The following is a 25,899-nucleotide window of genomic DNA, read 5'->3' on the forward strand; positions in this document are numbered from 1 at the left end:
GGTGGCCGCGCTCGCGGCCAGCGGCTTCAGCGGATGTTGCCCGTGTGCCCCAGCGAGTAGCGGCCCGGCTGCGGCCAGATCGTGAGGCCGTGCGGGCCGGCGCCGACCGGGATGCGCGCGAGGAGCCGACCGTCCTTTGTGCTCATCGCGTAGACCTCGCCGTCGTACCGCCCGGAAAGCCACAACACCGTGCCATCGGCGGAGACGCCACCCATATCCGGACTGCCTCCGCCCGGAATCCGCCACTTGGTGACCGGCTTGAGCGTGGCCGTGTCGAGCACCGTGACCGAGCCCTCGCCCCGGTTCGAGACGAACGCCCGACCGCCGTCCCGGCTGAAGTAGATGCCGTGCGTCCCCTTGCCGGTGCGGATGAAGCCGGTGCGCCTGGTGGCGGCGCCGTCGAAGACGTACACCCCGTCGGCGTGCATGTCGGCGACCAGAAAGTGCCGCCCGTCCGGCGTGAGCCGGGTGTCCTGCGGCATCCCGTGCGCCGCCACGTCGAGGTCGAACTGGCGCAACTTCTTGTGCGACACCCCGTCGAGCACGATCATGCGGTTGGCGAACTCGCAGCTCACCAGCATCGTCGTGAGGTCGGCCGAGTAGTCGAGGTGGTTGATGCCGGCACACTCCGGAAAGCTCAGCGACTTGGTGCGCCGCCATGTGGCGGGGTCGTAGAAGTCCAGCCGCTTGTACGCCTCGGCGACCACGATCGCCCGCTTGCCGTCGGGTGTGAAGTACAGGTTGTACACGTCCTGCACGTTGATCAGCTTGCCGGAGCGCCCGGTCTTCGGGTCGATCGGCACCAGCCCACCGGTCGGCACCCGGCTGGAGGCGACGTAGAGCGTGCCCATGTCGTAGGCCGGCACCACGTGCTGCGGCTCGGGACCGCCGTAGAAGCGATCCACCACCTTGTACGTCTTGGGGTCGATCACGGTCACGTCGTCGCTGTTGGTGTTGGGCACGTAGACGAGCTCGCGGTGACCGCGCACGGCCTCGCTGAGCATGCCGGGCCCGGCGGCGGCGTAGACGTTGGTGCCGGTCGCGGCGGCGGCCGTGGCGGTGGCGCTCGGGCTGGCCGCGACGGTCGGGGCGGGAGCGGCCGCGCCCCGGTCGCCGTTCTCGCCGCAGCCGGCGAGAACGGCGAGCACGAGACATCCGGCCACCGCCGGCCTGATCGTCGACACGACCCGACCCTAACTAAAATGCCGGGTTTGTCCCTGGGGAACGGGAAACGTCGCGGGTCAGCGGATGGGGATGGTGACGGTCAGGGGTGCGCTGCGGTCCGAGAAGTCGCCGTCGGCGCTCAACGCCCGCACGGTCAGGGTGTACGTGCCACCCGGCTCGACCGCGCAGTCGACGTGCACGAGCTGGAAAACGCTGACGCTGGTGGTGGAGACGCTCGACAGCACCGTCTCGCCGGACAGCAGCAGGTACGAGACGGGCGTGCCGTGCGGGGACGCGTCCCACGCGATCCGGTCGAGCACGCCGCCCACGTGCACGCCGCGCAGGTTGGTGGGCGTCGTCGGTGGCGGCAGCGTGCGGGCCGGCGTGCTGGCCTGGACGGAGACCGCCGCGGAGGCGTTGCCGGCCAGGTCGACCGCCCGCACCGACGCGGTGTACGTGGTGCCCGGGGTGAGCCCGCCGAAGCCCTGAGTCGGGGTGAACGCGCGCTGCTGGAGCGGGCCGCCCGCCGCCTGGAGGGTCGCGTCGTAGAGCACGGTCCCGGAGTTGTCGGTGGACGGGTTCCACGCCAGCGACACCCAGGTGAATCCCACGCTGTGCACGCGCAGGTCAGTCGGCACGGTGGGCGGCACGCGGTCCGGCGGCCCGGCCACGGCGGCTGTGGCGGGCATGACCAGGACGGCGCAGGCGGCGAGCGCCAGCCCGATCACGGTCGAGCGGGTACGTCGGTGCGGGATGGACATGCGGACCCCTTTCGTGACGGCCGTACACCCGGTAGTCGTTCCAATCCGTTCCACGGGTGTCAGCCGGCCGGCCGGTACCAGCACCGCATTCCACTGTGTACACCCGCGCGCAGGTGCGCGCCGATGACCGGGTCGGCACGGTCGATCCGGGCCACCGCGCGCCGGATGGCCCGGCCGACCGCGAGCCGCGCGCGCTCGCCGTCGTCGGCGAAGGAGCGGCGCCGTCCGGCCAGGCCCGTACCGGCGCCGAGCTGTGCCTGTACCCAGTCCCGCTCCCGCTCCATCGCGGTGACCGCCGCGGCGTCGCCGCGGCGCCCAGCCGCCTCGATGGCCTCGGCAAGCTCGGCCGCCCGCTGCCGGTAGCTGCGCGCGGCCGCCTCGTCGAGCAGCGCCTGGGCGGATCTGGCGTCGGTGGCGGCGGCCCGGCCGAGCGCCTCCACACCCGCCACCAGCTCGATCGACGGGATCTCGACGCCGGGGTTGGCGGTGAGCACGGCCAGGTGCAGCATGCCGACCATGTGGGCGACGACCACCGATCGCGTCCCCAGCTCGACCCGCCACCCGCGGCCCTGACGCACGCAGACCACCATCGCGGCGGATGTCCGCCGCGGCGCGAACCGCCCTGCGACGGCGCGCTGTGCCGCGGCCGCCGCGCCGTCACCTGGGCCCCCACGGCGTTCCAGGGCCTCGGCGAACCGGAGACGCGAGGCCCGCACCGCCGGCCAGTGCCCGAGCGCCAGGTTGCGATGCACCGCCTCACGCAGATGCCCGACCGCCCGCCCGGCATCACCCATCGTCAGGGCGGCCACACCAAGGGCGTGCTCGACGGAACCGAAACACGACATGCCGAGACTGGCCACCATCGGCAGATGCGCGAACGGCAGCAGCAGCTCGTGGACCCGTGCCGCCGCCGCCCGGTTGTCCAGCAGGTACGCCGCCTCGACGATGCCGTACATCGTCACCAGCCAGCTGGAGGACCGCGGCAGGCGGTCGAGGCCGGCCCCGCGCAGCGACGCCAGCGCGTTTTCCGCCGTCCGGCGGTCGCCGGCCAGGGCCGCGGCGACCGCGACGGCGCTGAGCAGCGAGTTGTCGACCGCACTCAGCGTGGGCGCGTGAGCCGCCGCGCCGAGCGTCGGCAGCAGCTCCGGCAGCCGGCCCTGGTACCAGCGGATCGTCACGAGCTGGGCCGCGTACCAGCCATCGGCGTCCGCGTCGCCGGCCTTGGTGCCCAGCTCGTAGCAGTGCTGTGCCCGCTGCTCCGCCGCCTCCAGCCGGCCGGCGCGGACGGCGAGCATGACCTCGACGGCGCTGACCACGAAGTCGACGGCCAGGTACGGCCCATCGGCGAGCGCCGCACGCAGCTCCGCCAGCCGCCGCCCGGCGTGCGGGTCGCCGGCGAGCAGCAGGTCGACGACCTGCCAGAGCAGGCTCATCAGGATGGGGCCGCGCCGACCCGCGCGGGCCGCCTCCCGCCTCAGCTCGTCGGCCAGGCGGCGACGCACGGGCCCGTGCTCCGGGCCGAGGACGCACTGGTGGGCGATGCTTAGCGCCTCGATGCGGGCGACCGGATCCGTACCGGCTCGCGCCTCGTCGAGCAATGCCAGGATCGTCTCCGACCGGCCCGCGCGGTAGTCGGCCTCACCGGCGGCCCGCACCCGCAGGCGAACCGCTAGGTCGCGATACCTGTCCGGCTCGGCGGCGACCAGCGCCCGCACGTGCGCGAGCCGGGCCTCGAAGAGTCCCGCGGCGACGGCGGTGCGGTGCTCGTGCACCCACAGCCCCCCGTACCCGACCAAGGCACGCGCCATGACCGCCACGTCGCCCGCGCGCTCGGCCTCCACGTAGGCGGCCTCGAACCAGCGCCGCGCACCCCCCAGGTCACCCTCGTGCTCCAGAGCGTGGTCACCGCACTCGCACAACGACCCGGCGGACTCGCACCGTGGCGAATCCCCTCTCACCGACACATCCAGTCCCCCATACCGGTCACACGGATCGATCCGTTCCCCGGCTTATTGAGGGCGCAACCACCCCGCGTCGTACACGGCGGGCGCCGAAAGTGTCAGCCGACGGCGGCCATCACCTCGTCGGAGACGTCGAAGTTGGCGTACACGTTTTGCACGTCGTCGCAGTCTTCGAGCACGTCGATCAGCTTGAAGACCTTGCGGGCGCCGTCTTCGTCCAGCGGCACGTTGACCGACGGCACGAAGGACGACTCGGCCGACTCGTACTCGATGCCGGCGTCCTGCAAGGCCGTGCGGACCGCGAGCAGGTCGGTCGGCTCGCTGACCACCTCGAAGGCCTCGCCCAGGTCGTTGACCTCCTCGGCGCCCGCGTCGAGCACCGCGGTCAGCACGTCGTCCTCGCTCGGGCCGCCCGTGGCCTTCGGGACGATGACCACGCCCTTGCGGCTGAACATGTACGCCACCGAGCCGGCGTCGGCCAGCGAGCCGCCGTTGCGGGTCAGGGCGGTGCGCACCTCGGTCGCGGCGCGGTTGCGGTTGTCCGTCAGGCACTCGATGAGGATGGCGACGCCGTTCGGGCCGTACCCCTCGTACATGACCGTCTGCCAGTCGGCGCCGCCGGCCTCGAGGCCGGAGCCGCGTTTGACGGCGCGGTCGATGTTGTCGTTGGGGACGGAGTTCTTCTTCGCCTTCTGGATGGCGTCGAAAAGCGTCGGGTTTCCGGCCGGGTCGCCGCCGCCGGTGCGGGCCGCCACCTCGACGTTTTTGATGAGGCGGGCGAAGAGCTTGCCGCGCTTGGCGTCGATGACAGCTTTCTTGTGCTTGGTCGTCGCCCACTTTGAGTGGCCGGACATTACCCCTCCGTCACGTTAAGCCCCGCGCGCACCATTTCCACGAAGTGGCGGTGGACCCTGAGGTCGCCGGTCAGCTCCGGGTGGAAGGCGGTGGCGAGCAGACTGCCCTGCCGAACCGCGACAATCCTACCGGCGGCACGCCCCAGCACCTCCACCCCCTCGCCGACGCTCTCGACCCAGGGTGCGCGGATGAAGACCGCGTGGAAGGGCTCCTCGAACGGGCTGAGCGTGACCGGCCCCTCGAACGAGTCGACCTGCCGCCCGAAGGCGTTGCGCCGCACGGTCATGTCGATGCCGCCGAACTGCTCCTGGTCGGGGCGGCCGTCGAGCACGCGCTCGGCCAGCATGATCATGCCGGCGCAGGAGCCGTAGACGGGCATGCCGCCGGCGATGCGCTTGCGGATCGGCTCGAGCAGGCCGAACTCGATCGACAGCTTGCTCATCGTCGTCGACTCGCCGCCCGGGACCACCAGGCCGTCGACGGAGTCCAGCTCGGAGGGGCGGCGCACGGCAACACCGGAGGCGCCACACGAATCGAGCGCACGGAGATGCTCGCGCACGTCGCCCTGGAGGGCGAAGACGCCGATCCGCGCCGGACCCGCCCCGACCGCGGGAGAGCCGGACGCGCTCACCAACCGCGCTCCGCCAACCGGTGCGGCTGCGGGATGTCGTCGACGTTGATGCCCACCATCGCCTCGCCGAGCCCGCGCGAGACCTTCGCGATCACGTCGGGGTCGTCGTGGAACGTGGTGGCCTTGACGATCGCGGCCGCGCGCCGTGCCGGGTTGCCGGACTTGAAGATGCCCGACCCGACGAAGACGCCCTCGGCGCCGAGCTGCATCATCATCGCCGCGTCGGCCGGGGTGGCGATGCCGCCCGCGGTGAAGAGCACGACCGGCAGCTTGCCGGCCTGGGCGACCTCGCGGACCAGCTCGTACGGCGCCTGGAGCTCCTTGGCCGCCACGTACAGCTCGTCTTCGGGCAGCGACGTGAGCCGCTTGATCTCGCCCCGGATCTGGCGCATGTGCGTGGTCGCGTTGGAGACGTCGCCGGTGCCCGCCTCGCCCTTGGAGCGGATCATCGCGGCGCCCTCGGTGATCCGGCGCAGCGCCTCGCCAAGGTTGGTGGCGCCGCACACGAACGGCACCGTGAACGCCCACTTGTCGATGTGGTTGGCGTAGTCGGCGGGCGTGAGCACCTCGGACTCGTCGACGTAGTCGACGCCGAGCGCCTGGAGCACCCGCGCCTCGACGAAGTGCCCGATGCGGGCCTTGGCCATCACCGGGATGGAGACGGCGCTGATGATGCCGTCGATCATGTCGGGGTCGCTCATCCGCGAGACGCCACCCTGGGCACGGATGTCGGCGGGCACCCGCTCCAACGCCATGACCGCGACCGCGCCGGCGTCCTCCGCGATCTTGGCCTGCTCGGGGGTGACCACGTCCATGATGACGCCGCCCTTGAGCATCTCGGCCATGCCCCGCTTGACGCGGGCGGTGCCGGTGGCGGGCGCGCTTGACTCAGCAGTGATCTCGGCCATGACCTGGAGTTTAGTGGCGATTGGACCGGGCTCCCACGGCCAATCGACCCCCAGGTGGCCTGCTTACCCCACCCATGATCAAGGGATTTTGAGCTACCGCGACGTCCGCGGTGGTCCGGGCCGTCGCTCCCGCGGCCTCACCCGTCCGCCGCTGGTCGCGCTCACCCCTTTTACGGGAGCGGCGTCGGCACGGGCGCGGGCGCGAGGACCGGGTCGTCGATGTCGAAGTACGCGGGCGGGGGGTGCCGGCGCGTCATCCGCAACACCCGCACCACCGGTCGCCGCCGGGCCGACAGCGCGTCGCGTACCAGGTCGGTGTGCACCTGGCGGGCGACCGCGAGCCGCCGGCTCGCCGCGACCAGCGACTCGGCGTCCGCGTCCAGTGGCACGGCCCGCAGCTGGCGGGTGAGGTCGTTTTCCGCGGCCTCGCGCTCCTCCGGGGCGGCGTCCAGCGCGATCCGGGCCGCCGCGTACAGCTCCATTGCCCCGCGCTCCTCGGCGAGCACCGCCGCCGCGGCCGCCCGGCGCAGCAAATGCGCGTCGAGCCCCTTGGCCGCGGCCGCCGCGCGGGCGTGCAGGCGGTCGACCCGGCTGGCGGTCCAGGTCAGGTATGTCGACACGAGCACCACCACGGTGACGACGCCGACCACCCACCACATGACCGCATGGTAGAGGGGCTACACCGGCTCGTCGTCGATCACCCTTCCGTCGGTGGCCTCGATCGCTGTCGCGTACACCTCCAGGACACGCTCCGCGACCACCGGCCAGTCGAACTCGATGACCACCTGCCGGGCCGCCTCGGCCAGCGCGGACCGCCGCGCCGGGTTGTCGAGCAGCTCGCCCGCGCAGGCCGCCAGCGCGGCGACGTCGCCGACGGGGAAGAGGGCACCGGCCCGACCGCCGTCCAGCACGCGGCGGAACGCGTCGAGGTCGCTGGCCAGGATCGCGGTGCCGGCGGCCATCGCCTCGGTCAGGATCATGCCGAACGACTCGCCGCCGGTGTTCGGCGCCACGTACACGTCGACGCTGCGCAGCATCCGCGCCTTGTCCTCTTCGGACACCTTGCCGAGGTACGTGACCCGCTCGTGCAGGTCGGCCGGCAGCCCCTCCAGCAGCTCGTCACGCTCTCCCGGCCCGGCCACCAGCAGGCGCAGCCCGGGGCGGGCGGCGGCCAGGTCGGCGAACGCGGCGCGCAGCAGCCCGAAACCCTTGCGCGGCTCGGTGAACCGCCCCAGGAACCCGATCGCCCCGCCCTCGCCGGGCCACCCGGGCAGCGGCTCAGCCGTCTCGAACCGCGCCACCGCCACCCCGTTCGGGATCTCCACCGCGCCGCCGCCGACGTGCTCGACCTGCACCTTGCGGGCCAGCGCGCTGACCGCGATGCGGGCGGTGATGCGTTCCAGGACGAGCTGGAGCAGGCCCTGCGCGGCGGCCATCGCCCGCGACCGGGTCATGGCCGTGTGGAAGGTGGCCACCACGGGCCCGCGCGCCGACAGCACCGCGAGCATCGACAGGCTGAGCGAGAACGGCTCGTGCACGTGCAGCACGTCGAAGTCGCCCCGGGCCAGCCACCGCCGTACCCGCGCGGTCGACACCGGGCCGAAGCTGATCCGGGCCACCGAGCCGTTGTACGGGAACGGGACCGAGCGGCCGGCCGGCACCACGTACGGCGGGAGCGGCACGTCGTCGTCGGCCGGTGCCAGCACGCTCACCTCGTGTCCGAGGGCGATCAGCGCCTCGGCGAGGTCCATGACGTGGTTTTGCACGCCGCCGGGTACGTCGAAGGAGTACGGGCTCACGATGCCGACGCGCATGCGGCCCCTTCCCCGGTCACACCCGTTGCGCGGTCGCCGGGCTGTCCAGCCACAGGCGCTGAAGCATGTGCCAGTCTTCCGGATGCTTGGCGATACCCGCGGCGAGGCCGTCGGCGACTTTCTGGGTGAGCTCGCGTACCCGCTGGTCGAGCGGCCCCTCGGTGGGCACCTCCAGCGGCTGGGAGAGCGCGCAGCGGGCTCGCTCCGGCTCGTACCACATGGTGACCGTGTAGAGCGGCGCGCCGGTGCGGAGGGCGAGCAGCGCGGGGCCGGCGGGCATCCGCGCGCGGCCGCCGAAAAACGTCACCTCGATGCCGCGCGGGGAGAGGTCGCGGTCGGCGAGCAGCGGGACCAGGTAACCCCGCTGGAGGCGGTCGACGAGCTGGTCGAAGGGAGCCTCGTCGGTGGGGATGATCTCCATGCCCAATCCCCGCCGGTACGCGAGGAAGCGCTGGTAGACGGCCTCCGGCTTGAGCCGCTCGGCGACGGTGGCGATCGGCCAGCCCATGGCCGCGACCCACGCGCCGGCCGCGTCCCAGTTGCCGGCGTGCGGCAGCGCGACGACCGCGCCCCGCCCGGAGGCCACGTCGGCGCGGAGCCGGTCTTCGCCGTCGAGGGCGAAGTCGGTCAGCAGCTGCCGCTTCGAGCGGGACGGCAGCCGGAACGCCTCCATCCAGTACCGCGCGTACGAGCGCAGCCCCCGGCGTACCAGGTCGTCGAGATCGGCCGGCGACATGTCGGGGCCGACGACGCGGCGCAAGTTGTCGGCCAGGCGGGTGGCGCCCTTTCCCCGCTTGCGTGCCGCCCAGTCGGCGCCGGCCCGGAAGGCCGCCGCCGCGACCGGCCGGGGCGTCGCCCGGACCAGCCGCCAGCCGGCCGCGTATCCGAGGTCGGCCGCGTTCATACGTTGGTCGGCGCTTGCGCTTGCTTGTATACGTGTGCGATGCGCTGGCCCACGGTGATCACCGAGAGGCCGGCCAGGATCCACAGCGCGGCCGGCAGCGCCCACTCCAGCCCGATGATCGTGAGCAGCCCGCCCACGCCGATGCTGAGCAGCCGCTCGGGCCGCTCGGCGATGCCGACGTTGCAGGTCATGCCGAGCCCTTCGGCGCGCGCCTTCACGTACGACACGATCTGCCCCACGCCCAGGCACAGCAGCGCGGCGACCATGCCCCACCGGTCGTCTTGCGTGGCCAGGTAGTACGCGACCGAGCCGAAGATGCCGGCGTCGGCGACCCGGTCCATCGACGAGTCGAGGAACGCGCCGAAGCGGGTCGACCCGCCCTTCATGCGCGCCATCGTGCCGTCGAGGAAGTCGGTGAGCGCGAAGACCACCACCAGCACGAGTGCGATCAGCAGATGGCCGCGCGCGGCGAAGCCGACGGCGCCGACGAGCACGCCGACGGTGCCGGCGACCGTCACGGTGTTCGGCGAGATGCCCATCCGGAGAAGGGCGCGGGCGATGGGCTCGACGACGGAACCGAGGGCCGTCCGAGCGGATACACGGAAGATCTTCGCCATGGCGGCTCTCACGATACGGCGTTCTCGGTCCATGCCGGCTTCGGGCCGCGCCGGGTTACTTCGCGCGTCGGGGTTGTGTACGGCGTGTTGCGGGTGTGGGATCGAAGGGCGAACGTGACATGGCTCACGGGTTTAGGGAGGTCTCGCCATGGCGCAGAAGGGTCAGGAGAAGGGAGTCACCGGCCCCGCGCCGGTGGTGGACGCACCCGGCAGGGTACGCAACGTGGTGCTGGTCGGTCATTCCGGCGCCGGGAAGACGACTCTGGTCGAGGCGTTGCTCGCCGCGACCGGCACGATCCCCCGGGCGGGTGTGGTGACCGAGGGCACCACGGTCTGCGACCACGACCCGGCCGCGGTCAAACAGCAGCGGTCGGTGAGCCTGGCCTGCGCGCCGCTGATGCACGAGGGCATCAAGGTCAACCTGCTCGACTCCCCCGGCTACGCGGACTTCGTGGGCGAGCTGCGCGCCGGGCTCCGCGCGGCCGACGCCGCCCTCTTCGTGGTCTCCTCGGTCGACGGCATGGACGCCGCCACCGCCACCCTGTGGGAGGAGTGCGCCTCCGTCGGCATGCCCCGCGCGGTGGCCGTGACCCGCCTCGACCACCAGCGGGCCGACTTCGACGAGACGGTGGCGCTGTGCCAGCGGGTGTTCGGCGACAACGTGCTGCCGCTCTACCTGCCGATGCTCGGCGACGACGGCGAGTCGACCGTGGGCCTGATGGGCCTGATCACCAAGCGGGTCTTCGACTACACGGACGGCTACCCGCCGGCGGTGCGCGACCCCGACCCCGAGCACCTGCCCGCCATCGAGGAGGCGCGCAACGAGCTGATCGAGGGCATCATCGCCGAGAGCGAAGACGAGACGCTGATGGACCGCTACCTCGGTGGCGAGGACATCGAGGTCGAGGTGCTGATCGCCGACCTGGAGAAGGCGGTCGCGCGCGGCCACTTCTACCCCGTCGTGCCGGTCTGCGCGGAGACCAAGGTCGGCCTCGACGCGCTGCTGGAGCTGCTCACCGCCGCGTTCCCGACGCCCGAGGAGCACGACCTGCCCGCGGTCACCCACATCGACGGCTCGCCGCAGCCGCCCCTGACCTGCGACCCCAACGGCCCGCTGGTCGCCGAGGTGGTCAAGACCACCATCGACCGCCACGTCGGGCGCGTCTCCCTGGTACGCGTCTTCTCCGGCACCCTCCGCCCGGAAGCGGTGGTACACGTGTCGGGCCACGGCATGGAGGAGCGCGGCCACCCCGACCACGACGCCGACGAGCGGATCGCGCACATCTACTCGCCGCTCGGCGCCACCCTGCGCGAGGTGCCCGCCGCGATCGCCGGCGACATCTGCGCGATCACCAAGTCGGGCAGCGCGGAGACCGGCGACACGATCTCCGCCAAGGAGCAGCCGCTGCTGGTCGAGCCCTGGGAGATGCCCGAGCCGCTGCTGCCGGTGGCGATCGTGGCGAAGAGCCGCGCCGACGAGGACGCCATGGCCAAAAACCTCGCCCGGCTCGTCGCCGGCGACCCCACCATGCGCCTCGAACGCAACCCCGAAACACACCAGCTCGTGCTCTGGTGCATGGGCGAGGCGCACGCCGACGTGGTGCTCGACCGGCTGCGGGCCGGCGGCGTCGAGCTGGAGACCGAGCCGGTGCGGGTGGCGCTGCGCGAGACGTTCGGCACCGAGTCGTCCGGGCACGGGCGGCACGTCAAGCAGTCCGGCGGCCACGGCCAGTACGCGGTCTGCGACATCAAGGTCGAGCCACTGCCCCGCGGCAGCGGCTTCGAGTTCGTCGACAAGATCGTGGGCGGCGTCGTCCCGCACAACTACATCCCGTCCGTGGAAAAGGGCGTACGAGCCCAGATGGAACGCGGCATCGTGGCCGGCTACCCCGTGGTCGACCTGCGGATCACCCTCTTCGACGGCAAGGCACACAGCGTCGACTCCTCCGACGCGGCGTTCCAGACGGCGGGCTCGATGGCGCTCAAGGACGCCGCCGAAAAGGGCCAGCTGACTCTCCTGGAGCCGGTCGACGAGATCGTGATCCGCGTGCCCGACTCCTTCGTCGGCGCGGTCATGAGCGACATGTCCGGCCGCCGCGGCCGCGTGCTCGGCACCGAGCCCGACCAGAGCGGCGGCGAACGCACCCTGGTCCGCGCCGAGGTCCCAGCGACCGAGCTGGTCCGCTACGCGGTCGAGCTGCGCTCCATGACCAGCGGCTCCGGCACCTTCACCCGCACCTTCGCACGGCACGAGCCCATGCCCAGCCACCTCGCCGAGCAGGTCAAGAAAGAGCACGCCTCCAGCTAGCCCGCGGTTGACCAGGGAGTTCGTCGCGCGTCGCGCTACGAACTCCCTGATCCATTTCCTAGATCTCGAAGTTCTCACCTGAGCCCGCCTTATGACGGGCGAACGTCTCACCTCGTCAGGAGGGCCGTGACCAGCGCGGCGGCGTCCGCCGGCAGCGGGCCCTTGGCGAGCGCGCCCGCGTTCTCCTCGACCTGGGCGACCGTGCGGCAGCCGGGGATCGGGATCGTGCGGTCGCTGCGGGCCCACAGCCAGCCGAGCGCGCCCTGCGCCAGCGTGCGGCCGTCCGAGGTGAGCGCGTCGCGGACGGCGGCCACCCGGTCGAGCCACTCCGGCGCCGGCCGGCCGTCCTGGAAGAACGCGAGCCACTCCGGTGAGATGCCGCGCACGTCGTCCGCGCCGAGAGTCGACGAGCGGGTGTACTTGCCGGTCAGCAGGCCCATCGCGAGCGGGCCGCGGTTGATGCTCGCCAGCTCGTGCTTCTCGACCACCGCGAGCACCTCCGGCGAGTCCTCCAGCACCGACATCGCGTGCTGGATGGCCGCCACGTGCGAGCCGACGCTCGCGATCGCCGAAGCACGCTCGGCGAAGTCGGTGCTCCAGCCGTACGAGCGGATCTTCCCGGCGGCGACAAGGTCCTCCAGCGTCTCGACGAGACCGAGCGCGTCCTCGATCGGCAGGTCGTTGAGGTGCAGCTGGTACAGGTCGATGCGGTCCGTGCCCAGCCGCCGCAGCGAGCCCTCGACCGCCGCGCGGAGGTACTCCGGGGTCGCGTCGCGGCCGGTGAGCTGGCGGGTGGCCTCGTCGAACGTGTTGCCCCACTTGGTGGCGATCACGACCTCGTCGCGGTGCCCGGCGAACGCCCGCCCCAGGATCCGCTCGCTGTGGCCGGCGCCGTACACGTCGGCGGTGTCGAAGAACGTCACGCCCAGCTCCAGCGCGCGGCGCAGCGCCCGGATCGACTCGTCGTCGTCGACCTCACCCCACCCGAGGGGCTGCGCGCCCTGCCAGAGCAGCCCGCCGATCGCCCAGCAGCCCACGCCCAGGGCGGAGACTTCGATGCCGCTGTTTCCCAGAGTTCGTCTCATGGGGCCAACGGTGCCAATTAGAGCGCGCTATAAGTCAACCCACGCCGACGCGAGCAGCTCACGCGTGTCGGTGAGCAGCTGCGGCAGCACCTTGGTCTGCCCGACCACCGGCATGAAGTTGCTGTCGCCGCCCCACCGCGGCACCACGTGCTGGTGCAGGTGGGCGGCGATGCCGGCGCCGGCGATCGCGCCCTGGTTCATCCCGATGTTGAACCCGTGCGCGCCGCTCACCTGCCGCACCACCCGCATCGCCGTCTGCGTGAAGGCGGCCAGCTCGGCGGTCTCGTCCGCGTCGATCTCGGTGTAGTCGGCCACGTGCCGGTAGGGGCAGACGAGCAGGTGTCCCGGGTTGTACGGGTACAGGTTGAGCACCGCGTACACGAGCTTGCCCCGCGCGACGACGAGGCTCCCCTCCTCCATGCCGGGAGCCACGCAGAATGGGCAACCGGGCGGCTGGTCCTTGCCTGCGATGTACGTCATCCGGTGCGGCGTCCACAGCCGCTCCAAGCCGTCGGTCACGTAAGCAATCCTAGGCGGCCGAGGGACCCGCATTGGTGCGCGATTTGACCACCTCGACCACGTGCGCGACCGCCTCGGCGAGCGGCACGCCGTTGCGCTGCGACCCGTCCCGGTACCGGAAGGAGACCGTGCCCGCCTCGACGTCCGCGTCGCCGGCGATGGCCATGAACGGGATCTTCTGCTGCTGCGCCGTACGGATCTTCTTCTGCATGCGGTCGTCGGAGGTGTCGACCTCGGCCCGGATCCCCTGCTCACGCAGCAGCGCCACGAAGGAGTCGAGGTACGCGGCGTGGTCGTCGCGGATCGGGATGCCGACCACCTGCACCGGCGCCAGCCAGGCCGGGAACGCGCCCGCGTAGTGCTCGGTCAGGATGCCGAAGAACCGCTCGATCGACCCGAAGAGCGCCCGATGGATCATGATCGGCTGCTGGCGGGTGCCGTCGGCGGCCTGGTACTCCAGCTCGAAGCGCTTCGGCTGGTTGAAGTCGAGCTGGATCGTCGACATCTGCCAGGTGCGGCCGATCGCGTCGCGCGCCTGCACCGAGATCTTCGGACCGTAGAAGGCCGCCCCGCCCGGATCCGGCACGAGCTCCAGCCCGGAGTCTTCGGCCGCCCGGCGCAGGATCTCGGTCGCCTCGGCCCACTCCTCGTCGGAGCCGATGAACTTCTCCGAGTCGCCCCGCGTCGACAGCTCCAGGTAGAAGTCGTCGAGCCCGTAGTCGCCGAGCAGGTCGAGCACGAACTTCAGCAGCGCGGCCAGCTCGCCCGGCATCTGCTCGCGGGTGCAGTAGATGTGCGAGTCGTCCATGGTCAGGCCGCGCACCCGGGTGAGCCCGTGCACCACGCCCGACTTCTCGTACCGGTACACCGAGCCGAACTCGAACAGCCGCAGCGGCAGCTCCCGGTAGGACCGCCCGCGCGCCCGGAAGATCAGGTTGTGCATCGGGCAGTTCATGGCCTTCAGGTAGTACTGCGCGCCTTCCAGCTCCATGGGCGGAAACATGGTCTCCGCGTAGTACGGCAGGTGGCCCGAGGTCTCGAAGAGGTGCGCCTTGGTGATGTGCGGCGTGTTGACGAACTCGTAGCCCGACTCCTCGTGCCGCCGCCGCGAGTAGGCCTCCATCTCGCGGCGGATGATCCCGCCCTTCGGGTGGAAGACCGGAAGACCCGAGCCGATCTCGTCGGGGAACGAGAAGAGGTCGAGCTCCGCGCCGAGCTTGCGGTGGTCGCGGCGTGCGGCCTCTTCCAACAGCCGCAGGTACGCCTTGAGCGCGTCGCGGGTCGGCCACGCGGTGCCGTAGACGCGCTGGAGCTGGGGGTTCTTCTCCGAGCCGCGCCAGTACGCCGCGGCGCTGCGCATCAGCTTGAACGCGCCGATCAGCCGGGTGTTGGGCAGGTGCGGCCCGCGGCACAGGTCGGACCAGCACACCTTTTCGGACGCGGCGTCCACGTTGTCGTAGATGGTCAGCTCGCCGCCGCCGACCTCCATGACCTCGTCGGTGTCGACGTCGCTTTTGAGATCGACGAGCTCCAGCTTGAACGGCTCGTCGGCCAGCTCCGCGCGCGCCTCGTCGAGGCTGTCGAAGCGCCGCCGGCGGAAGCGCTGCCCCGACTTGACGATCTCCTGCATGCGCTTTTCGAGCTTGTCCAGGTCGTCCGGCTGAAACGGCTTCGGCACCGCGAAGTCGTAGTAGAAGCCGTTGTCGATCGGCGGCCCGATGCCGAGCTTCGCCTCCGGGTAGAGGTCCTGCACCGCCTGGGCGAGCACGTGCGCGGTGGAGTGGCGCAGCACGTTGAGCCCGTCCGGCTCGTCGAGCGCCACCGGCGTCACCGTCTCGTCCGCCTCCGGCACCCAGTCGAGGTCGCGGAGGCGGCCCGCGCCGTCGCGTACCACGACGATGGCCTTGGGCCCCGCGGCCGGAAGGCCGGCGGCGGAGACCGCGTCGGCCGCCGTCGTCCCGGCCGGGACGACGAGGTCGGCCACAGCGGGGGTACGGGGTGCGGACACGGCGATCTCCTCAAGGTGGGCTAGGCGGTAACCGGTGCCATGCTATAGAGCCGAGCCGTCGGCGCCGCGCAGCGGTAGATTGCCGGTGTGGCAGTCTCGGATCTGATCAACGCGCTCCAGCGCAGGTACCAGGAGTTTTTCGCATCGCGGACGCCCGTGCCGTTCGCGGTGGCGGCCGCCGGCGGGCCCGCCCACCGGTTCGGCGCGGGTGACCCCGTTTTCACCATCACCGTGAAGGACGAGCGCGGTGCCAAGGCACTCGCCGGCCTCGACCAGTTCGGCGTCGCCGTCGCCTATCTCAAGGGCTGGCTCGACGTCGACGGCGACCTCGCCGAGGCGCTCAAGATGCGCGCCTTCTTCAAGGACTTCCACCCGATCGCGTTCCTCTCCCGCTTCACCCCGGCCGCCATCTGGCGGGGCCGCAAGGAGGACGACCGGCGGGCGATCTCGCACCACTACGACGAAGACCCCGAGTTCTTCCTCAGCTTCCTCGACGGGCGGCACCGCTGCTACACCGAGGGCGTCTTCGCGGCCGACGACGAGCCGCTCGAAGACGCGATGACCCGCAAGATGGACCTCGCGATCGACGCGCTCGGTGTCAAACCCGGCGACCGCGTGCTGGAGGTCGGCGGCGGCTGGGGCGCGTTCTCCGAGCACGCCGCCCGCCGCGGCATCGACGTCACCACCACCACGCTCTCCAAGGAGTCCGAGCGCTACCTGCTCGAGCTCTTCGAGCGCGAAAAGCTCCCGGTCACGGTCGTCCGCCAGCACATCTTCGGCTACAAAAACCCCGACCGCTTCGACGCGATCGTCAACATGGGCGTCACCGAGCACCTGCCTGACTACCGCACCACGCTGGCCAAGTACGCCGAGCTGCTCCGCCCCGGCGGCCGCGTCTACCTCGACGCGCTGGCCATGCGCCGCAAGCACATGGTCTCTACGTTCATGAAGCGGTACGTCTACCCCGGCAACTCCGCGCCGCTGCTGCTCCACCAGTACCTGCGGCACGTGGCCAAGTCACCGTTCGAGCTGCTCAGCGTCACCGACGACCGCCACAACTACTTCCTCACCTGCCGCGAGTGGGCCAAGCGCCTGGACGCCGCCCGCGAGGAGGTGGTGGCCCGCTGGGGCGAGCCGCTGTACCGCCGCTTCCGCCTCTTCCTGTGGGGCTCGGCGGCCGGCTTCGACACCGGCCTGGTCCAGGCGTACCGCTGGGTGCTCCAACTCCCCGCCCGCCCCGCCTGACGCCCTCGGAGCGTTGGTCAGGGACTTCGCACCCTGATCAACGCTCCGGCACGGGCCCTGGCCGATTCATCAAACAAATTTTGAGCTACCGCGACGCCCGTCGTGGTCCCGACCGTCGCTCCCGCGGCGAGCCCCAGGTTCGGTCCGAAATATCCCGTGATGGGTTGGCGCAAGCCTGGTGACGCTGCGTGTCGGCCGCGCGGGGTCTACGGCGTGGCGGCCATCAGGTCCAGGGCGAGCGCCGCCGTCCAGCTGAAGGCCGCCGCCCCGATGCCCGCGCCGTTGATCGGGTCGAAGTACTCGTAGCATCCACTCCGCCGGATCACCCCGAGCATCGCCGCGCGCAGGCCGGCGGCCTCCCGGTCGTGGCCGTACGCCCGCAGGCCCTGCCACAGCATCCAGTTCACGTTGATCCAGATGGGGCCGCGCCAGTAGCGGAGCCGGTCGAAGTCGGCGGCCGTGCGGTCGTACGACGGGAGCGGGAGCTCACCGCCCAGGCCGAACGCCTCCGACCCGGCGACCGCCAGCAGCGACGAGCGGTGTGCCTCGGGCAGGCCGGGCAGGATCAGCGGGATCAGGCCGCTCACGCAACGGGCCGGGCTCAGCTCGCCGGTGCGGACGTCGCGGACGTGGAACATCCCCGTCGACGGGTTGAACAGGCGGTCCACCAGCACCTTCGTGATGTGCTCGGCCCGGTCGCGGTGGGGTGCGGGGTCGGCGCCGACCGCCTCGGCGATGTCCGCCAGGGCGAGCTCGGCCGCGGCCAGGATGGAGTTGAAAGACGGGCACTCCACCAGAAAAGGGTGCCGCTCCAGCAGGCCCTGGTCGAGGTAGCCGCCGTCGCGGTAGGCGGCCGCGATCGCGATGTACCGCGCGTAGTCGGTGTCGGTGGGGCGATGCGAGTGGACCGCCACCTGCGTGTCCTGGCGGCGGTGGCTGCGCAGCAGCGAAAGGTCGACCGGCACGGCGGCGAGCGCGTCGTCCCAGGCCGGGCTGTTGTCGAGGCCGGACTCCCAGGGGTGGACGATGCTGGCCAGCCCGTCGCCGCCGGCGTCGCGCCCCTCGAAAAGGTAGGTCTGCTGCTTGACCAGCCGCGGGTAGAGCCACTCCAGCTCGCGCCGGGCGGCGTCGCGGTCGGGGCAGCGCAGGTAGATGTCGCGGGCGGCGACCGCGTGCACCGGCGGCTGCACGATGCCGGTGGTGAGCCCGCCGAGGCGGCCCGGCGAGGCGGGCGCGTCCCAAAAAGCGGGACCTGGGAAGTAGTCGCGCTCGGACACGTCCGGGTCGAAGACGATGTGCGGCACGCGCCCGTCGTACCACTGGGCGGCGAACAGGCTGCGCAGGTCGCGCCACGCCCGCTCCGGCCGGTGGTGGGCGAGGCCGACCGCGATGAACGCGGCGTCCCAACTCCACTGGTGCGGGTACAGCGCCCGTGATGGCACCGTGTGGTCCCGTTCCCAGTTGGCGTCCAGGACCTCGACGGCCTGCTGGCGCAACGCTTCCTCGGTCATGACGGCGCCGGCCTCGTGGGCCGGCGCGAGGTGGGTGTCCGTGGCGCTCACGAAGCCCATTTTTGCAGCTCACTGCTCGTGTCGCAGGGCGTCGCGGATTGTGTCCCGATTATCGGAACGAACCGAGATCACATATCCGGGATCGTCCACTGCTTGCCAGGGGCAGTACCGTCTTCGCATGGCCACCGTGCTCCTGGTCGAAGACGACCACGTCGTGCGCAGCGCGATGCTGCGTTCGCTGGCGGATCGGGGTCACGCCGTCCACGCTGTCGGCACCGCGCTCGACGCGCTGCGCCGGGTCGCCTCCGAGACCCCCGATCTTGTGGTCCTCGACCTCGGCCTGCCCGACCTCGACGGTGCCGACGCGCTGCGCATGCTGCGCGGCATCACCGACATCCCGATCATCATCGCGACGGCCCGCGACGACGAGCAGGCGATCGTGCGGCTGCTCCGGGCGGGCGCCGACGACTACATGGTCAAGCCTTTCACGGGTGCCCACCTCGACGCGCGCATCACCAGCGTGCTGCGCCGCGCCGGGCGGGCGAGCCGCACCGTGCAGCCGGCCGTGCACGAGGTCGGCGGCCTCAAGGTCGACGTCGGCGAGCGGAGCGCCCATCTCGACGGGGTGCCGCTGGCACTGACCCGCAAGGAGTTCGACCTGCTGGCATACCTGGCGGCGCGTCCCGGCCGCGTGGTGTCCCGCCGGGAGCTGTTGGAGGAGGTATGGCGGCAACCGTCGGTCGGCGAGGACCAGACCATCGACGTTCATCTGTATTGGCTACGCCGCAAGCTGGGCGAGTCCGCGGCGAAGCCCCGCTACCTGCGCACCGTGCGGGGGGTCGGATTCCGGTTGGTGGCACCGGACTGAGGCGGGCGTTCGCCTACGTCACCGCAGCACTCACCACCATCGCCGCCCTGGCCTTCATGATCCCGCTCGGCCTCGAGCAGCGGGCCGACGCCCACGACTCGGCGGTGGCGGAAGCGCAGCGGCGCACGGCCGCCGTGGCCGGCGCGCTCACCGTCGCCGCCAACGACGACCAGGTGCGGCGCGCCACGCTCGCCGCCGGCGAGGGTGAACCCGCGGTGGTACACGGCCTCAAAACACCCGCCGAGGGCGCCCGTGCCAAGCCCGAGGACGTCACCCGCGCCACCCGCGGCACCCAGCCGATCCTGGCGGACGCCGAGGGCGGCAAGGTCTACCTCCAGCCGGTACCCATGGAAGGTGCCACCGCCGTCGTGGAGGTATTCGTGCCCGACGGCGCGTTGGGCGGCGCCAACTGGTGGCTTTTGATCGGTCTCACCTTCGGCCTGGTCGCGGCCTCGGTCGTGGTGGTCGACCGCCTCGCCACCGTCGCGGTCGGCTCGGCGCGTTCGCTGGTCGAGGCCGCGAAGGCGGTCGGCGCCGGCGACCTGGCCGTCCGTGTCCAGCCCAGCGGCCCGCGCGAGCTGGCCGAGGCGGGCTACGCGTTCAACCTCATGGCCGACAAGCTCGTCGCCTCCCGCAGCAACGAACGCGAGCTGGTCGCCGACCTGTCCCACCGCCTGCGTACGCCACTCACGGTGCTGCGCCTGGACGCGGACGCGCTCGACTCCGACGACACGAGCGTGGGCCAGTTCAGCGCGGCGGAGCTCGACCGCCGGCGCACGATCCGCCGCATCCGCCAGGCGATCGTGACACTGGAGGGCGAAGTCGATGTGCTCATCAAGACCAGCCGCAAGGTGGTCGAGCAGGCCGAGGTGCCCGAGGAGAGCATCTGCGACGCCGCCGAGGTGGTCCGCGACCGCATGGTCTTCTGGTCCGCGCTCGCCAGCGACCAGCAGCGCGCCAACCAGGTCATCGGCGCGCACACCCGCATCCCGGTGCCACTGCCCCGCGCCGAGCTCGCGGCAGCGCTGGACGCGGTGCTGGGCAACGTCTTCCGGTACACCCCCCAGGGCACCGCCTTCGAGGTCGCCATCTCCCGCCGGGACGGCTACGTGGCGGTACGCGTCGACGACGCCGGCCCCGGCATCGCCAACCCCGACCGCGCCCTGCGCCGCGGCGCCAGCGACCGTGGCTCGACCGGCCTCGGCCTCGACATCGCCCGGCGTGCCGCCCAGCAGGCCCGCGGCTCGGTGAGCATCGACCGCGCCCGCCTCGGCGGCGCCAGCGTGGTCATGCTGCTGGCCGACGCGGAGGCGGTTCCCAAGCAGGTGAGCCGCTTCGGCCTAGTCGGCCGCCTGGCCCGCGAGCCCGGCGCCCGCCGCTGGCCCCGCCAACGCTCCAATGGCGAATGAGGCCCAGCGCTAGTTCTCCTTACGTCTGGGTTAATCGGACGGTCCACACCGGAGCCGGATGGCAGCATCGATCGCGATCCCATCCTGGTTCCACCGGACCACCACCCGCAGTTTGTCCACCCACCCGGTCCGGTGGGACCACTTTGCGCGCGCGGCGGGAAATGGTCCCCCAACCCTGATCCCGCCGCGCGCCCACCTACGAGGAGGGCACGTGACGGAACGCAGCCGCGCGGCAACGCCCTCACCCTGGCGCCGGCCGGGCCCCTCGGTCCAGCTCCCACCACCGCCGCCCCCGGCAGCCACGATGGATATCGAGCCCGAAGAGCGGCGGCGCGGCTCCCGCCGGCTCATCCGCTGGTTCGCGGTCGTGGTCGGCATCATCCTGGCCGTCCTGGCCTGCTGGCAGGACCCCCTCTACGCCCTTTAGAAGATCTATTTGCCCACGTCCGCGTCAGCTGTGGACCGCATGCTCCCGCGGGCCGCCGGGTCCGCGGTGCAAGCCCAAGACGGCAAAGGACAATGTGGACGCGGAGGCCGCCCCGACCGCGGAGGCGTTACGGCGCGCGGTGAGCGGCCAAGTAGGCGTCGATCTCGGCGGAGATTCGGGCTTTGTCGGCCGCGGGCATGAAGGACGCGGCGACCGCGTCGCGCGCCAGGTCCGCTACCCCGGCCTCGTCCAGGTCGAGCAGGCGGGCCGCGACCGCGTACTCGTCGTTGAGCGTCGTGCCGAACATCGGGGGGTCGTCGGAGTTGACCGTGACCGGCACGCCGGCCGCGCGCAGGACAGGCAGCGGGTGCTCGTCCAGGGAGGCGACCGCCCGGGTGCGCACATTGGACGTCGGGCAGACCTCCAGCGGGATGCGGTGCTCGGCCAGGTAGGCCATCAGCCGCTCGTCCTTGGCCGCCGCGATGCCGTGGCCGATCCGCTCGGCGCCCAGCTCGCGCACCGCGTCCCAGATCGTCTCCGGGCCGGTGGTCTCGCCCGCGTGTGGCACCGAGCGCAGGCCTGCCGCGCGGGCCTTGTCGAAGTAGGGCTTGAACTGGGGGCGCGGCACGCCGACCTCGGGCCCGCCCAGCCCGAAGCTGACGAGCCCGTCCGGCCGGTGGTCGAGCGCGATGGCCAGCGTCTCCTCGGCCGAGGGCAGGCCGGCCTCGCCGGGGATGTCGAAGCACCAGCGCAGCACGATGCCCAGCTCGGCCTCGGCCCGCACCCGCGCGTCTTCGATCGCCGCGCAGAACTCGGCCGCGGGGATGCCGCGCGAGACGTGCGAGTAAGGCGTGACGGTCAGCTCGGCGTAGCGCACCTGCTGGCGGGCGAGCTCACGGCCCACCTCGTAGGTCAGGATGCGCACGTCCTCGGGCTCGCGGATGAGGTCGACGACGCTCAGGTAGATCTCGATGAAGTGGGCGAAGTCGCGGAACTCGAAATAGCGAGCCACCGCCTGCGGGTCGGCCGGCACCGGCGTGCGGCCCTCGTGGCGGGCGGCGAGCTCGGCCACGATCCGGGGCGCCGCCGAGCCGACGTGGTGGACGTGCAGCTCCACCTTGGGCAACCCGGCGATGAACGACTCCAGCATCAGTCCCCCTGCGTACGTGCCACGAAGAAGATCCGTCGGAACGGGAAGGAGACGACGTTACCGCGCGCCGGGTAGGCCGACGCGAGGCGTCTGGCGAGCGTGTCGCGGAACACTGCCCAGCCGTCCGGGCTGAGCGCCGCGCGTACCGGTCGCAGCGCGGTGCCCTCCATCCAGGTCAGCACCGGGTGGTCGGCGCCGGGCACGACGGGCAGCCGGTGCAGGTAGGTGGTCTCCCACGCGTCGACCGCGCACCCGGCGCCGGCAAGCACGTCGGCGTAGCCGGCCGGGTCGAGCACGGGGGCGTCGCGCGCGAGGTCGCCCAGGCCGGCCTCGACGGTCAGCGCGCGCAGCGCGACGTGGGAGGGGGCGTCGAAGTTGCCGGGCACCTGCACGGCCAGCCACGCCCCGGCCGGCAGCGCCGCCACCCAGCGGGGCAGCAGCTCCTCGTGGCCGGGCACCCACTGGAGCGCGGCGTTGGAGACGACCACGTCGTGGTCGGCCTCCGGGGTCCACTCGCGCAGGTCGCCCACCTCGAAATCCACCGGGTACCGCTCGGCGCGCGCCTTTTCGATCATCTCGGCCGACGAGTCGACGCCGCGCAGGCGGGCGCCTGGCCAGCGTGCGGCGAGCGTGGCCGTGAGGTTGCCCGGGCCGCAGCCGAGGTCGACGACCGCGCGCGGCTCGGCGGCGCCGACGCGGGCCATCAGGTCGAAGAACGGCCGTGAGCGCTCGTCACCGAACCGCAGGTAGGTAGCCGGATCCCACACGTCAAACCCCCAAACCGTACGTACGTCTTGCTTAGACTACCGCTACTGTGTCCGCGTGGAGAAGCGCAACTTCGGGCGGCTCGGCCGCGACGCGGGAGTGATCGGACTCGGTGCCTGGCAGCTCGGGGCGGACTGGGGCGAGGTGAGCGAGGAGGCCGCCTTCGCCACCCTGGCGGCCGCGGTCGACGCCGGCGTCACGTTCCTGGACACCGCCGACGTCTACGGCGACGGGCGCAGCGAGCAGATCATCGGCCGTTTCCTGCGCCAGCACAAGGCCGCGGGGTCGGCAACGTCCGACCCGAGGAGCGCAGCGACGAGGGCGGACGGCGCCGGCCGCCCGGGGCCGTCAGCGAGCGAAGCGAGCGCCAACCAACAGCGCGGGCCGGGCCTGACCGTGGCCACCAAGATGGGCCGGCGCGTGCCGCAGGAGCTGTCCGCGTACAACCTCGACGCCTTCCGGGCCTGGAACGACCGCTCCCGCGCCAACCTCGGCGTCGACACCCTCGACCTGGTGCAGCTGCACTGCCCGCCCACGCCGGTGTACTCGACGGACGCCGTCTTCGACGCGCTCGACACGCTGGTGCAGGAGAAGCGGATCGCGGCGTACGGGGTGAGCGTCGAGCGGGTCGACGAGGCGCTCACCGCCATCGCCCGCCCCGGTGTGGCGAGCGTCCAGATCATCCTCAACGCCCTGCGCCACAAGCCCCTCGAGGCGGTGCTGCCCGCCGCGGCCGCCGCCGGCGTGGGCATCATCGCCCGGGTGCCGCTCGCCAGCGGGCTGCTCTCCGGGCGGTACGACGAGCACACCACGTTCGGCGCCGACGACCACCGCAACTACAACCGGCACGGCGAGTCGTTCGACGTGGGTGAGACGTTCTCCGGCGTGCCGTACGAGGTGGGCCTGGAAGCCGTGCGCCGGCTGAAGCCGCTGGTCCCGCCGGGTGCCACGATGGCCCAGTGGGCGCTGCGGTGGATCGTCGACCAGCCGGGCGTGACCGTGGTGATCCCCGGTGCCCGCGGCCCGGAGCAGGCAAGGGCCAACGCGGCGGCCGCCGACCTGGCACCCTTGACCCCTGAGGCGCACGCCGCCGTCGCCGAGGTGTACGACAGTCTGATCCGCCCCCTAATCCACGACCGCTGGTAAGGGAGGCAAGGCCGTGAAGGCGTGGTTGCCACTCGCGCTCGGCATGCTCGCCATCGTGGTGGGCGCCGTCTGGACGTTGCAGGGGCTGGGCTACCTGTCCGGCAGCGTGATGACCGACGATCGCACCTGGGCGGTCATCGGCCCGATCGTGGCCCTGGCCGGGCTGACGCTGGTCGGGATCGGCCTGCGCATCCGGCGGCGCCAGATCCCGCCGGAGAGTCGATAGCATCGAGCCCCCACGACCGGCTGGCCGTGGGGGCTCGATGCGGTCGAGGCTCGATCAGATGGGGCGGACCTGCTCGGCCTGCGGGCCCTTCTGGCCCTGGGCGATCTCGAACTCCACCCGCTGGTTTTCCTCCAGCGTCCGGTAACCGCTGGTCTGGATCGCCGAGAAGTGGACGAAGACGTCGGAACCCCCGCCGTCAACGGTGATGAAGCCGAAGCCCTTGTCTGCGTTGAACCACTTCACGGTTCCCTGCGCCATGCTGTATCTCCTTCTGAAACTGGCGGCCGAGCACACCGTGCGGCGGCCGGTTGGCCGTTTTCGAGCACTGGCGCCGAGAAGGAGTCTTCCCAACCACGCCGTGTCTAGAACAGCGTGGAACAGCAAACCACGTACGCAAAAACTTCGCACAGTCTACCGGAGGAAATTCTCCGACATGTGACCTGATCCGCCGTTAACAAGGGGAAACCCGAGACAGTTTCAGGCCGGCCATCGACCGGTCAGACGGCGCACGCCGCTCGCCCCGCCCCGGTCCACAGCGGCCTTGACCACGGCGAATATCGCTCCCTGGAGGGCCGCGGCGGCCAGGATCTCGCCCCAGCCGCGCTCCTCGTCGGTCGCGTCCGGTGCCTCGTCGTCGCCCGCCGCGATTTTCCAGATCTGCTTGAAGATCGCCCCGGCCACGATGCCGGCACCGATGCCCAGCAGCATCCCCACCGGCTTGTACGCCACCTTGCTCACCTTGGCCACCGGGTCCTCCCCCTCCTGACTGGACTGCTCGCTCTCAGCGCGAGCGCTTACGCACCACCATGAGCACCACGATCGCGGCCAGCACACCTGTCACGGCCGTCGCGGCCGCCACGAGCTGGGCGCGGTTTTCCCGGGCCCGCTCGGCGGTGTGCGCCACCGAGCCGCGTACCCGGGCCTTGACGTCGGCCTTCGCGGCCAGGGCCTGGACCGTCTCGCCCAGCTCCGCCCGCGTCTGCCGGATCTCCGCCCGCAAGGCCTCGGTGTCCACCTTGCCGTTGGTGGAGACCTTGCCGTTCGTCGAAACCATCACGCCCCCTCGCCATGGCCGTTGGCCCGCGTCCGCACGGCCTCCTTGACCGTGTCGACGTCGGCCTTCAGCCCGGACGCGGCCGCCTCGGGTACGGGCGGCACGGCCCGGCTCACCTGCCGCTTGCCGACGAAAGCCATTATCCCAGCGCAGAGGAAGAGCGCGACGGTCACGATCAGCGCGGCGAGCCACGCCGGCATGACGAGCGCGAGCAGGAGGATGCCGGTGGCGATCAGCGCACCGACGCCGTAGAAGGCGAACGCGCCCGCGCCGCCGAAGAGGCCGATGCCGATCCCGGCGTGCTTGCCCTTCTCGGCGAGCTCGGCCTTGGCGAGCGCCAGCTCGTCGCGGACCAGCAAAGAGATCTGTTCGCTGGCACGTTGCACCAGCTCGGCGGTGGACTGCTCACTCAACGGGCGGGCCGGACCGCGTTCGAGAACATCAGCCATGGCGTCCTCCTTCACCCTCCGTGGTGCTATGAACCTTTTTGAACCTCAACTTACGGTTCGTGCGCGACGCGGGCGCCGCGCCGTTCGGGTTCAAAAAAGTTCAATGCCCAGCTT

The 25,899-nt window shown here is 71.7% G+C and carries 27 protein-coding genes; 7 read left to right on the forward strand and 20 right to left on the reverse strand.

The features are described from left to right. Positions 1-26 precede the first annotated feature (26 nt). The 10 genes from ACTMTJ_RS36180 to pgsA all read right to left on the reverse strand — a co-directional run bounded on the left by ACTMTJ_RS36180 (position 27) and on the right by pgsA (position 9,615). Positions 27-1,184 (reverse strand): YVTN family beta-propeller repeat protein, encoded by a 1,158-nt coding sequence (locus tag ACTMTJ_RS36180; RefSeq protein ID WP_441223196.1) that lies wholly within the window; start codon positions 1,182-1,184, stop codon positions 27-29. A 57-nt stretch (positions 1,185-1,241) separates the two neighbouring features. Further along, positions 1,242-1,925, reverse strand: coding sequence for a fibronectin type III domain-containing protein (locus tag ACTMTJ_RS36185; RefSeq protein ID WP_441223197.1), 684 nt, complete (start codon positions 1,923-1,925; stop codon positions 1,242-1,244). Positions 1,926-1,984: 59 nt separating this feature from the next. Further along, positions 1,985-3,883 carry a hypothetical protein gene (locus ACTMTJ_RS36190; RefSeq protein WP_441223198.1) on the reverse strand — a complete coding sequence of 633 codons (1,899 nt, stop codon included), beginning with the start codon at positions 3,881-3,883 and terminating at the stop codon, positions 1,985-1,987. A 101-nt stretch (positions 3,884-3,984) separates the two neighbouring features. Further along, positions 3,985-4,740, reverse strand: coding sequence for a YebC/PmpR family DNA-binding transcriptional regulator (locus tag ACTMTJ_RS36195; protein ID WP_441223199.1), 756 nt, complete (start codon positions 4,738-4,740; stop codon positions 3,985-3,987). After that, a complete protein-coding gene (gene pdxT, locus ACTMTJ_RS36200) occupies positions 4,740-5,372 on the reverse strand; it encodes a pyridoxal 5'-phosphate synthase glutaminase subunit PdxT (RefSeq protein ID WP_441223200.1) in 633 nt (210 codons plus the stop codon). The genes ACTMTJ_RS36195 and pdxT overlap by 1 nt, the downstream gene beginning before the upstream one ends. Continuing rightward, on the reverse strand, positions 5,369-6,280 hold the full coding sequence (gene pdxS, locus ACTMTJ_RS36205) for a pyridoxal 5'-phosphate synthase lyase subunit PdxS (protein WP_441223201.1): 912 nt from the start codon (positions 6,278-6,280) through the stop codon (positions 5,369-5,371). Before pdxS ends, pdxT begins: the two co-directional genes overlap by 4 nt. Positions 6,281-6,450: 170 nt before the next feature. Beyond that, entirely contained in the window at positions 6,451-6,939 is a 489-nt protein-coding gene (locus ACTMTJ_RS36210; RefSeq protein ID WP_441223202.1) for a hypothetical protein, read from the reverse strand. A gap of 18 nt (positions 6,940-6,957) precedes the next feature. Then, a complete protein-coding gene (locus ACTMTJ_RS36215) occupies positions 6,958-8,094 on the reverse strand; it encodes a glycosyltransferase family 4 protein (protein ID WP_441223203.1) in 1,137 nt (378 codons plus the stop codon). A gap of 16 nt (positions 8,095-8,110) precedes the next feature. Next, complete coding sequence (locus tag ACTMTJ_RS36220; RefSeq protein ID WP_441223204.1) at positions 8,111-8,998, reverse strand: phosphatidylinositol mannoside acyltransferase; 888 nt, start codon at positions 8,996-8,998, stop codon at positions 8,111-8,113. Next, positions 8,995-9,615 (reverse strand): phosphatidylinositol phosphate synthase, encoded by a 621-nt coding sequence (gene pgsA, locus ACTMTJ_RS36225; protein WP_441223205.1) that lies wholly within the window; start codon positions 9,613-9,615, stop codon positions 8,995-8,997. The genes ACTMTJ_RS36220 and pgsA overlap by 4 nt, the downstream gene beginning before the upstream one ends. Before the next feature lie 148 nt (positions 9,616-9,763). Here pgsA and ACTMTJ_RS36230 point away from each other — a divergent pair, with 148 nt between their 5' ends. Continuing rightward, a complete protein-coding gene (locus tag ACTMTJ_RS36230) occupies positions 9,764-11,923 on the forward strand; it encodes an elongation factor G-like protein EF-G2 (protein WP_441223206.1) in 2,160 nt (719 codons plus the stop codon). Between the two features lie 107 nt (positions 11,924-12,030). Here ACTMTJ_RS36230 and ACTMTJ_RS36235 read toward each other — a convergent pair whose 3' ends face one another. Genes ACTMTJ_RS36235 through thrS form a run of 3 tightly spaced genes read right to left on the reverse strand, consistent with a single transcriptional unit; the run spans position 12,031 to position 15,535 of the window. Further along, on the reverse strand, positions 12,031-13,008 hold the full coding sequence (locus ACTMTJ_RS36235) for an aldo/keto reductase (RefSeq protein WP_441223207.1): 978 nt from the start codon (positions 13,006-13,008) through the stop codon (positions 12,031-12,033). 27 nt (positions 13,009-13,035) lie between these two features. Next, positions 13,036-13,488 (reverse strand): HIT family protein, encoded by a 453-nt coding sequence (locus ACTMTJ_RS36240; protein WP_441223313.1) that lies wholly within the window; start codon positions 13,486-13,488, stop codon positions 13,036-13,038. A 49-nt stretch (positions 13,489-13,537) separates the two neighbouring features. Further along, positions 13,538-15,535, reverse strand: coding sequence for a threonine--tRNA ligase (thrS, locus tag ACTMTJ_RS36245; protein ID WP_441223208.1), 1,998 nt, complete (start codon positions 15,533-15,535; stop codon positions 13,538-13,540). An 87-nt stretch (positions 15,536-15,622) separates the two neighbouring features. Here thrS and ACTMTJ_RS36250 point away from each other — a divergent pair, with 87 nt between their 5' ends. After that, positions 15,623-16,780, forward strand: a complete 1,158-nt coding sequence (locus ACTMTJ_RS36250) for a class I SAM-dependent methyltransferase (protein WP_441223209.1) — start codon at positions 15,623-15,625, stop codon at positions 16,778-16,780. A 206-nt stretch (positions 16,781-16,986) separates the two neighbouring features. On the opposite strand, the gene ACTMTJ_RS36255 is transcribed toward ACTMTJ_RS36250, so the two are convergent. Further along, complete coding sequence (locus ACTMTJ_RS36255; protein ID WP_441223210.1) at positions 16,987-18,342, reverse strand: MGH1-like glycoside hydrolase domain-containing protein; 1,356 nt, start codon at positions 18,340-18,342, stop codon at positions 16,987-16,989. A 127-nt stretch (positions 18,343-18,469) separates the two neighbouring features. On the opposite strand from ACTMTJ_RS36255, the gene ACTMTJ_RS36260 reads away from it, so the two are divergent. The 3 genes from ACTMTJ_RS36260 to ACTMTJ_RS36270 all read left to right on the forward strand — a co-directional run bounded on the left by ACTMTJ_RS36260 (position 18,470) and on the right by ACTMTJ_RS36270 (position 20,995). Then, positions 18,470-19,159, forward strand: a complete 690-nt coding sequence (locus ACTMTJ_RS36260; protein ID WP_345512377.1) for a response regulator transcription factor — start codon at positions 18,470-18,472, stop codon at positions 19,157-19,159. Positions 19,160-19,215: 56 nt separating this feature from the next. Beyond that, positions 19,216-20,568 (forward strand): sensor histidine kinase, encoded by a 1,353-nt coding sequence (locus ACTMTJ_RS36265; protein WP_441223211.1) that lies wholly within the window; start codon positions 19,216-19,218, stop codon positions 20,566-20,568. 211 nt (positions 20,569-20,779) lie between these two features. Next, a complete protein-coding gene (locus ACTMTJ_RS36270) occupies positions 20,780-20,995 on the forward strand; it encodes a hypothetical protein (protein ID WP_441223212.1) in 216 nt (71 codons plus the stop codon). 127 nt (positions 20,996-21,122) lie between these two features. On the opposite strand, the gene ACTMTJ_RS36275 is transcribed toward ACTMTJ_RS36270, so the two are convergent. Both ACTMTJ_RS36275 and ACTMTJ_RS36280 read right to left on the reverse strand, forming a co-directional pair. Beyond that, positions 21,123-22,145 (reverse strand): adenosine deaminase, encoded by a 1,023-nt coding sequence (locus tag ACTMTJ_RS36275; RefSeq protein ID WP_441223213.1) that lies wholly within the window; start codon positions 22,143-22,145, stop codon positions 21,123-21,125. After that, positions 22,145-22,912, reverse strand: coding sequence for a trans-aconitate 2-methyltransferase (locus ACTMTJ_RS36280; protein ID WP_441223214.1), 768 nt, complete (start codon positions 22,910-22,912; stop codon positions 22,145-22,147). The genes ACTMTJ_RS36275 and ACTMTJ_RS36280 overlap by 1 nt, the downstream gene beginning before the upstream one ends. 55 nt (positions 22,913-22,967) lie before the next feature. On the opposite strand from ACTMTJ_RS36280, the gene ACTMTJ_RS36285 reads away from it, so the two are divergent. Together ACTMTJ_RS36285 and ACTMTJ_RS36290 are read left to right on the forward strand one after the other, a co-directional pair. After that, positions 22,968-24,056, forward strand: a complete 1,089-nt coding sequence (locus tag ACTMTJ_RS36285) for an aldo/keto reductase (protein WP_441223215.1) — start codon at positions 22,968-22,970, stop codon at positions 24,054-24,056. A gap of 43 nt (positions 24,057-24,099) precedes the next feature. Beyond that, entirely contained in the window at positions 24,100-24,282 is a 183-nt protein-coding gene (locus ACTMTJ_RS36290) for a hypothetical protein (RefSeq protein WP_441223314.1), read from the forward strand. 54 nt (positions 24,283-24,336) lie between these two features. On the opposite strand, the gene ACTMTJ_RS36295 is transcribed toward ACTMTJ_RS36290, so the two are convergent. From ACTMTJ_RS36295 to ACTMTJ_RS36310, 4 genes are all read right to left on the reverse strand, one after another. Continuing rightward, the gene (locus tag ACTMTJ_RS36295) at positions 24,337-24,540 is read right to left on the reverse strand and encodes a cold-shock protein (protein ID WP_173033499.1); all 204 of its coding nucleotides are present in this window, start codon (positions 24,538-24,540) and stop codon (positions 24,337-24,339) included. A gap of 219 nt (positions 24,541-24,759) precedes the next feature. Continuing rightward, positions 24,760-25,020 (reverse strand): DUF4235 domain-containing protein, encoded by a 261-nt coding sequence (locus ACTMTJ_RS36300; RefSeq protein ID WP_441223315.1) that lies wholly within the window; start codon positions 25,018-25,020, stop codon positions 24,760-24,762. A 43-nt stretch (positions 25,021-25,063) separates the two neighbouring features. Continuing rightward, a complete protein-coding gene (locus ACTMTJ_RS36305; RefSeq protein WP_441223316.1) occupies positions 25,064-25,336 on the reverse strand; it encodes a DUF3618 domain-containing protein in 273 nt (90 codons plus the stop codon). Continuing rightward, positions 25,336-25,785, reverse strand: coding sequence for a phage holin family protein (locus tag ACTMTJ_RS36310; protein ID WP_441223216.1), 450 nt, complete (start codon positions 25,783-25,785; stop codon positions 25,336-25,338). The genes ACTMTJ_RS36305 and ACTMTJ_RS36310 overlap by 1 nt, the downstream gene beginning before the upstream one ends. Positions 25,786-25,899: the final 114 nt, after the last annotated feature.

The sequence above is a fragment of the Phytohabitans sp. LJ34 genome (assembly GCF_052068095.1).
In the GTDB taxonomy this organism is placed as follows: domain Bacteria; phylum Actinomycetota; class Actinomycetes; order Mycobacteriales; family Micromonosporaceae; genus Phytohabitans.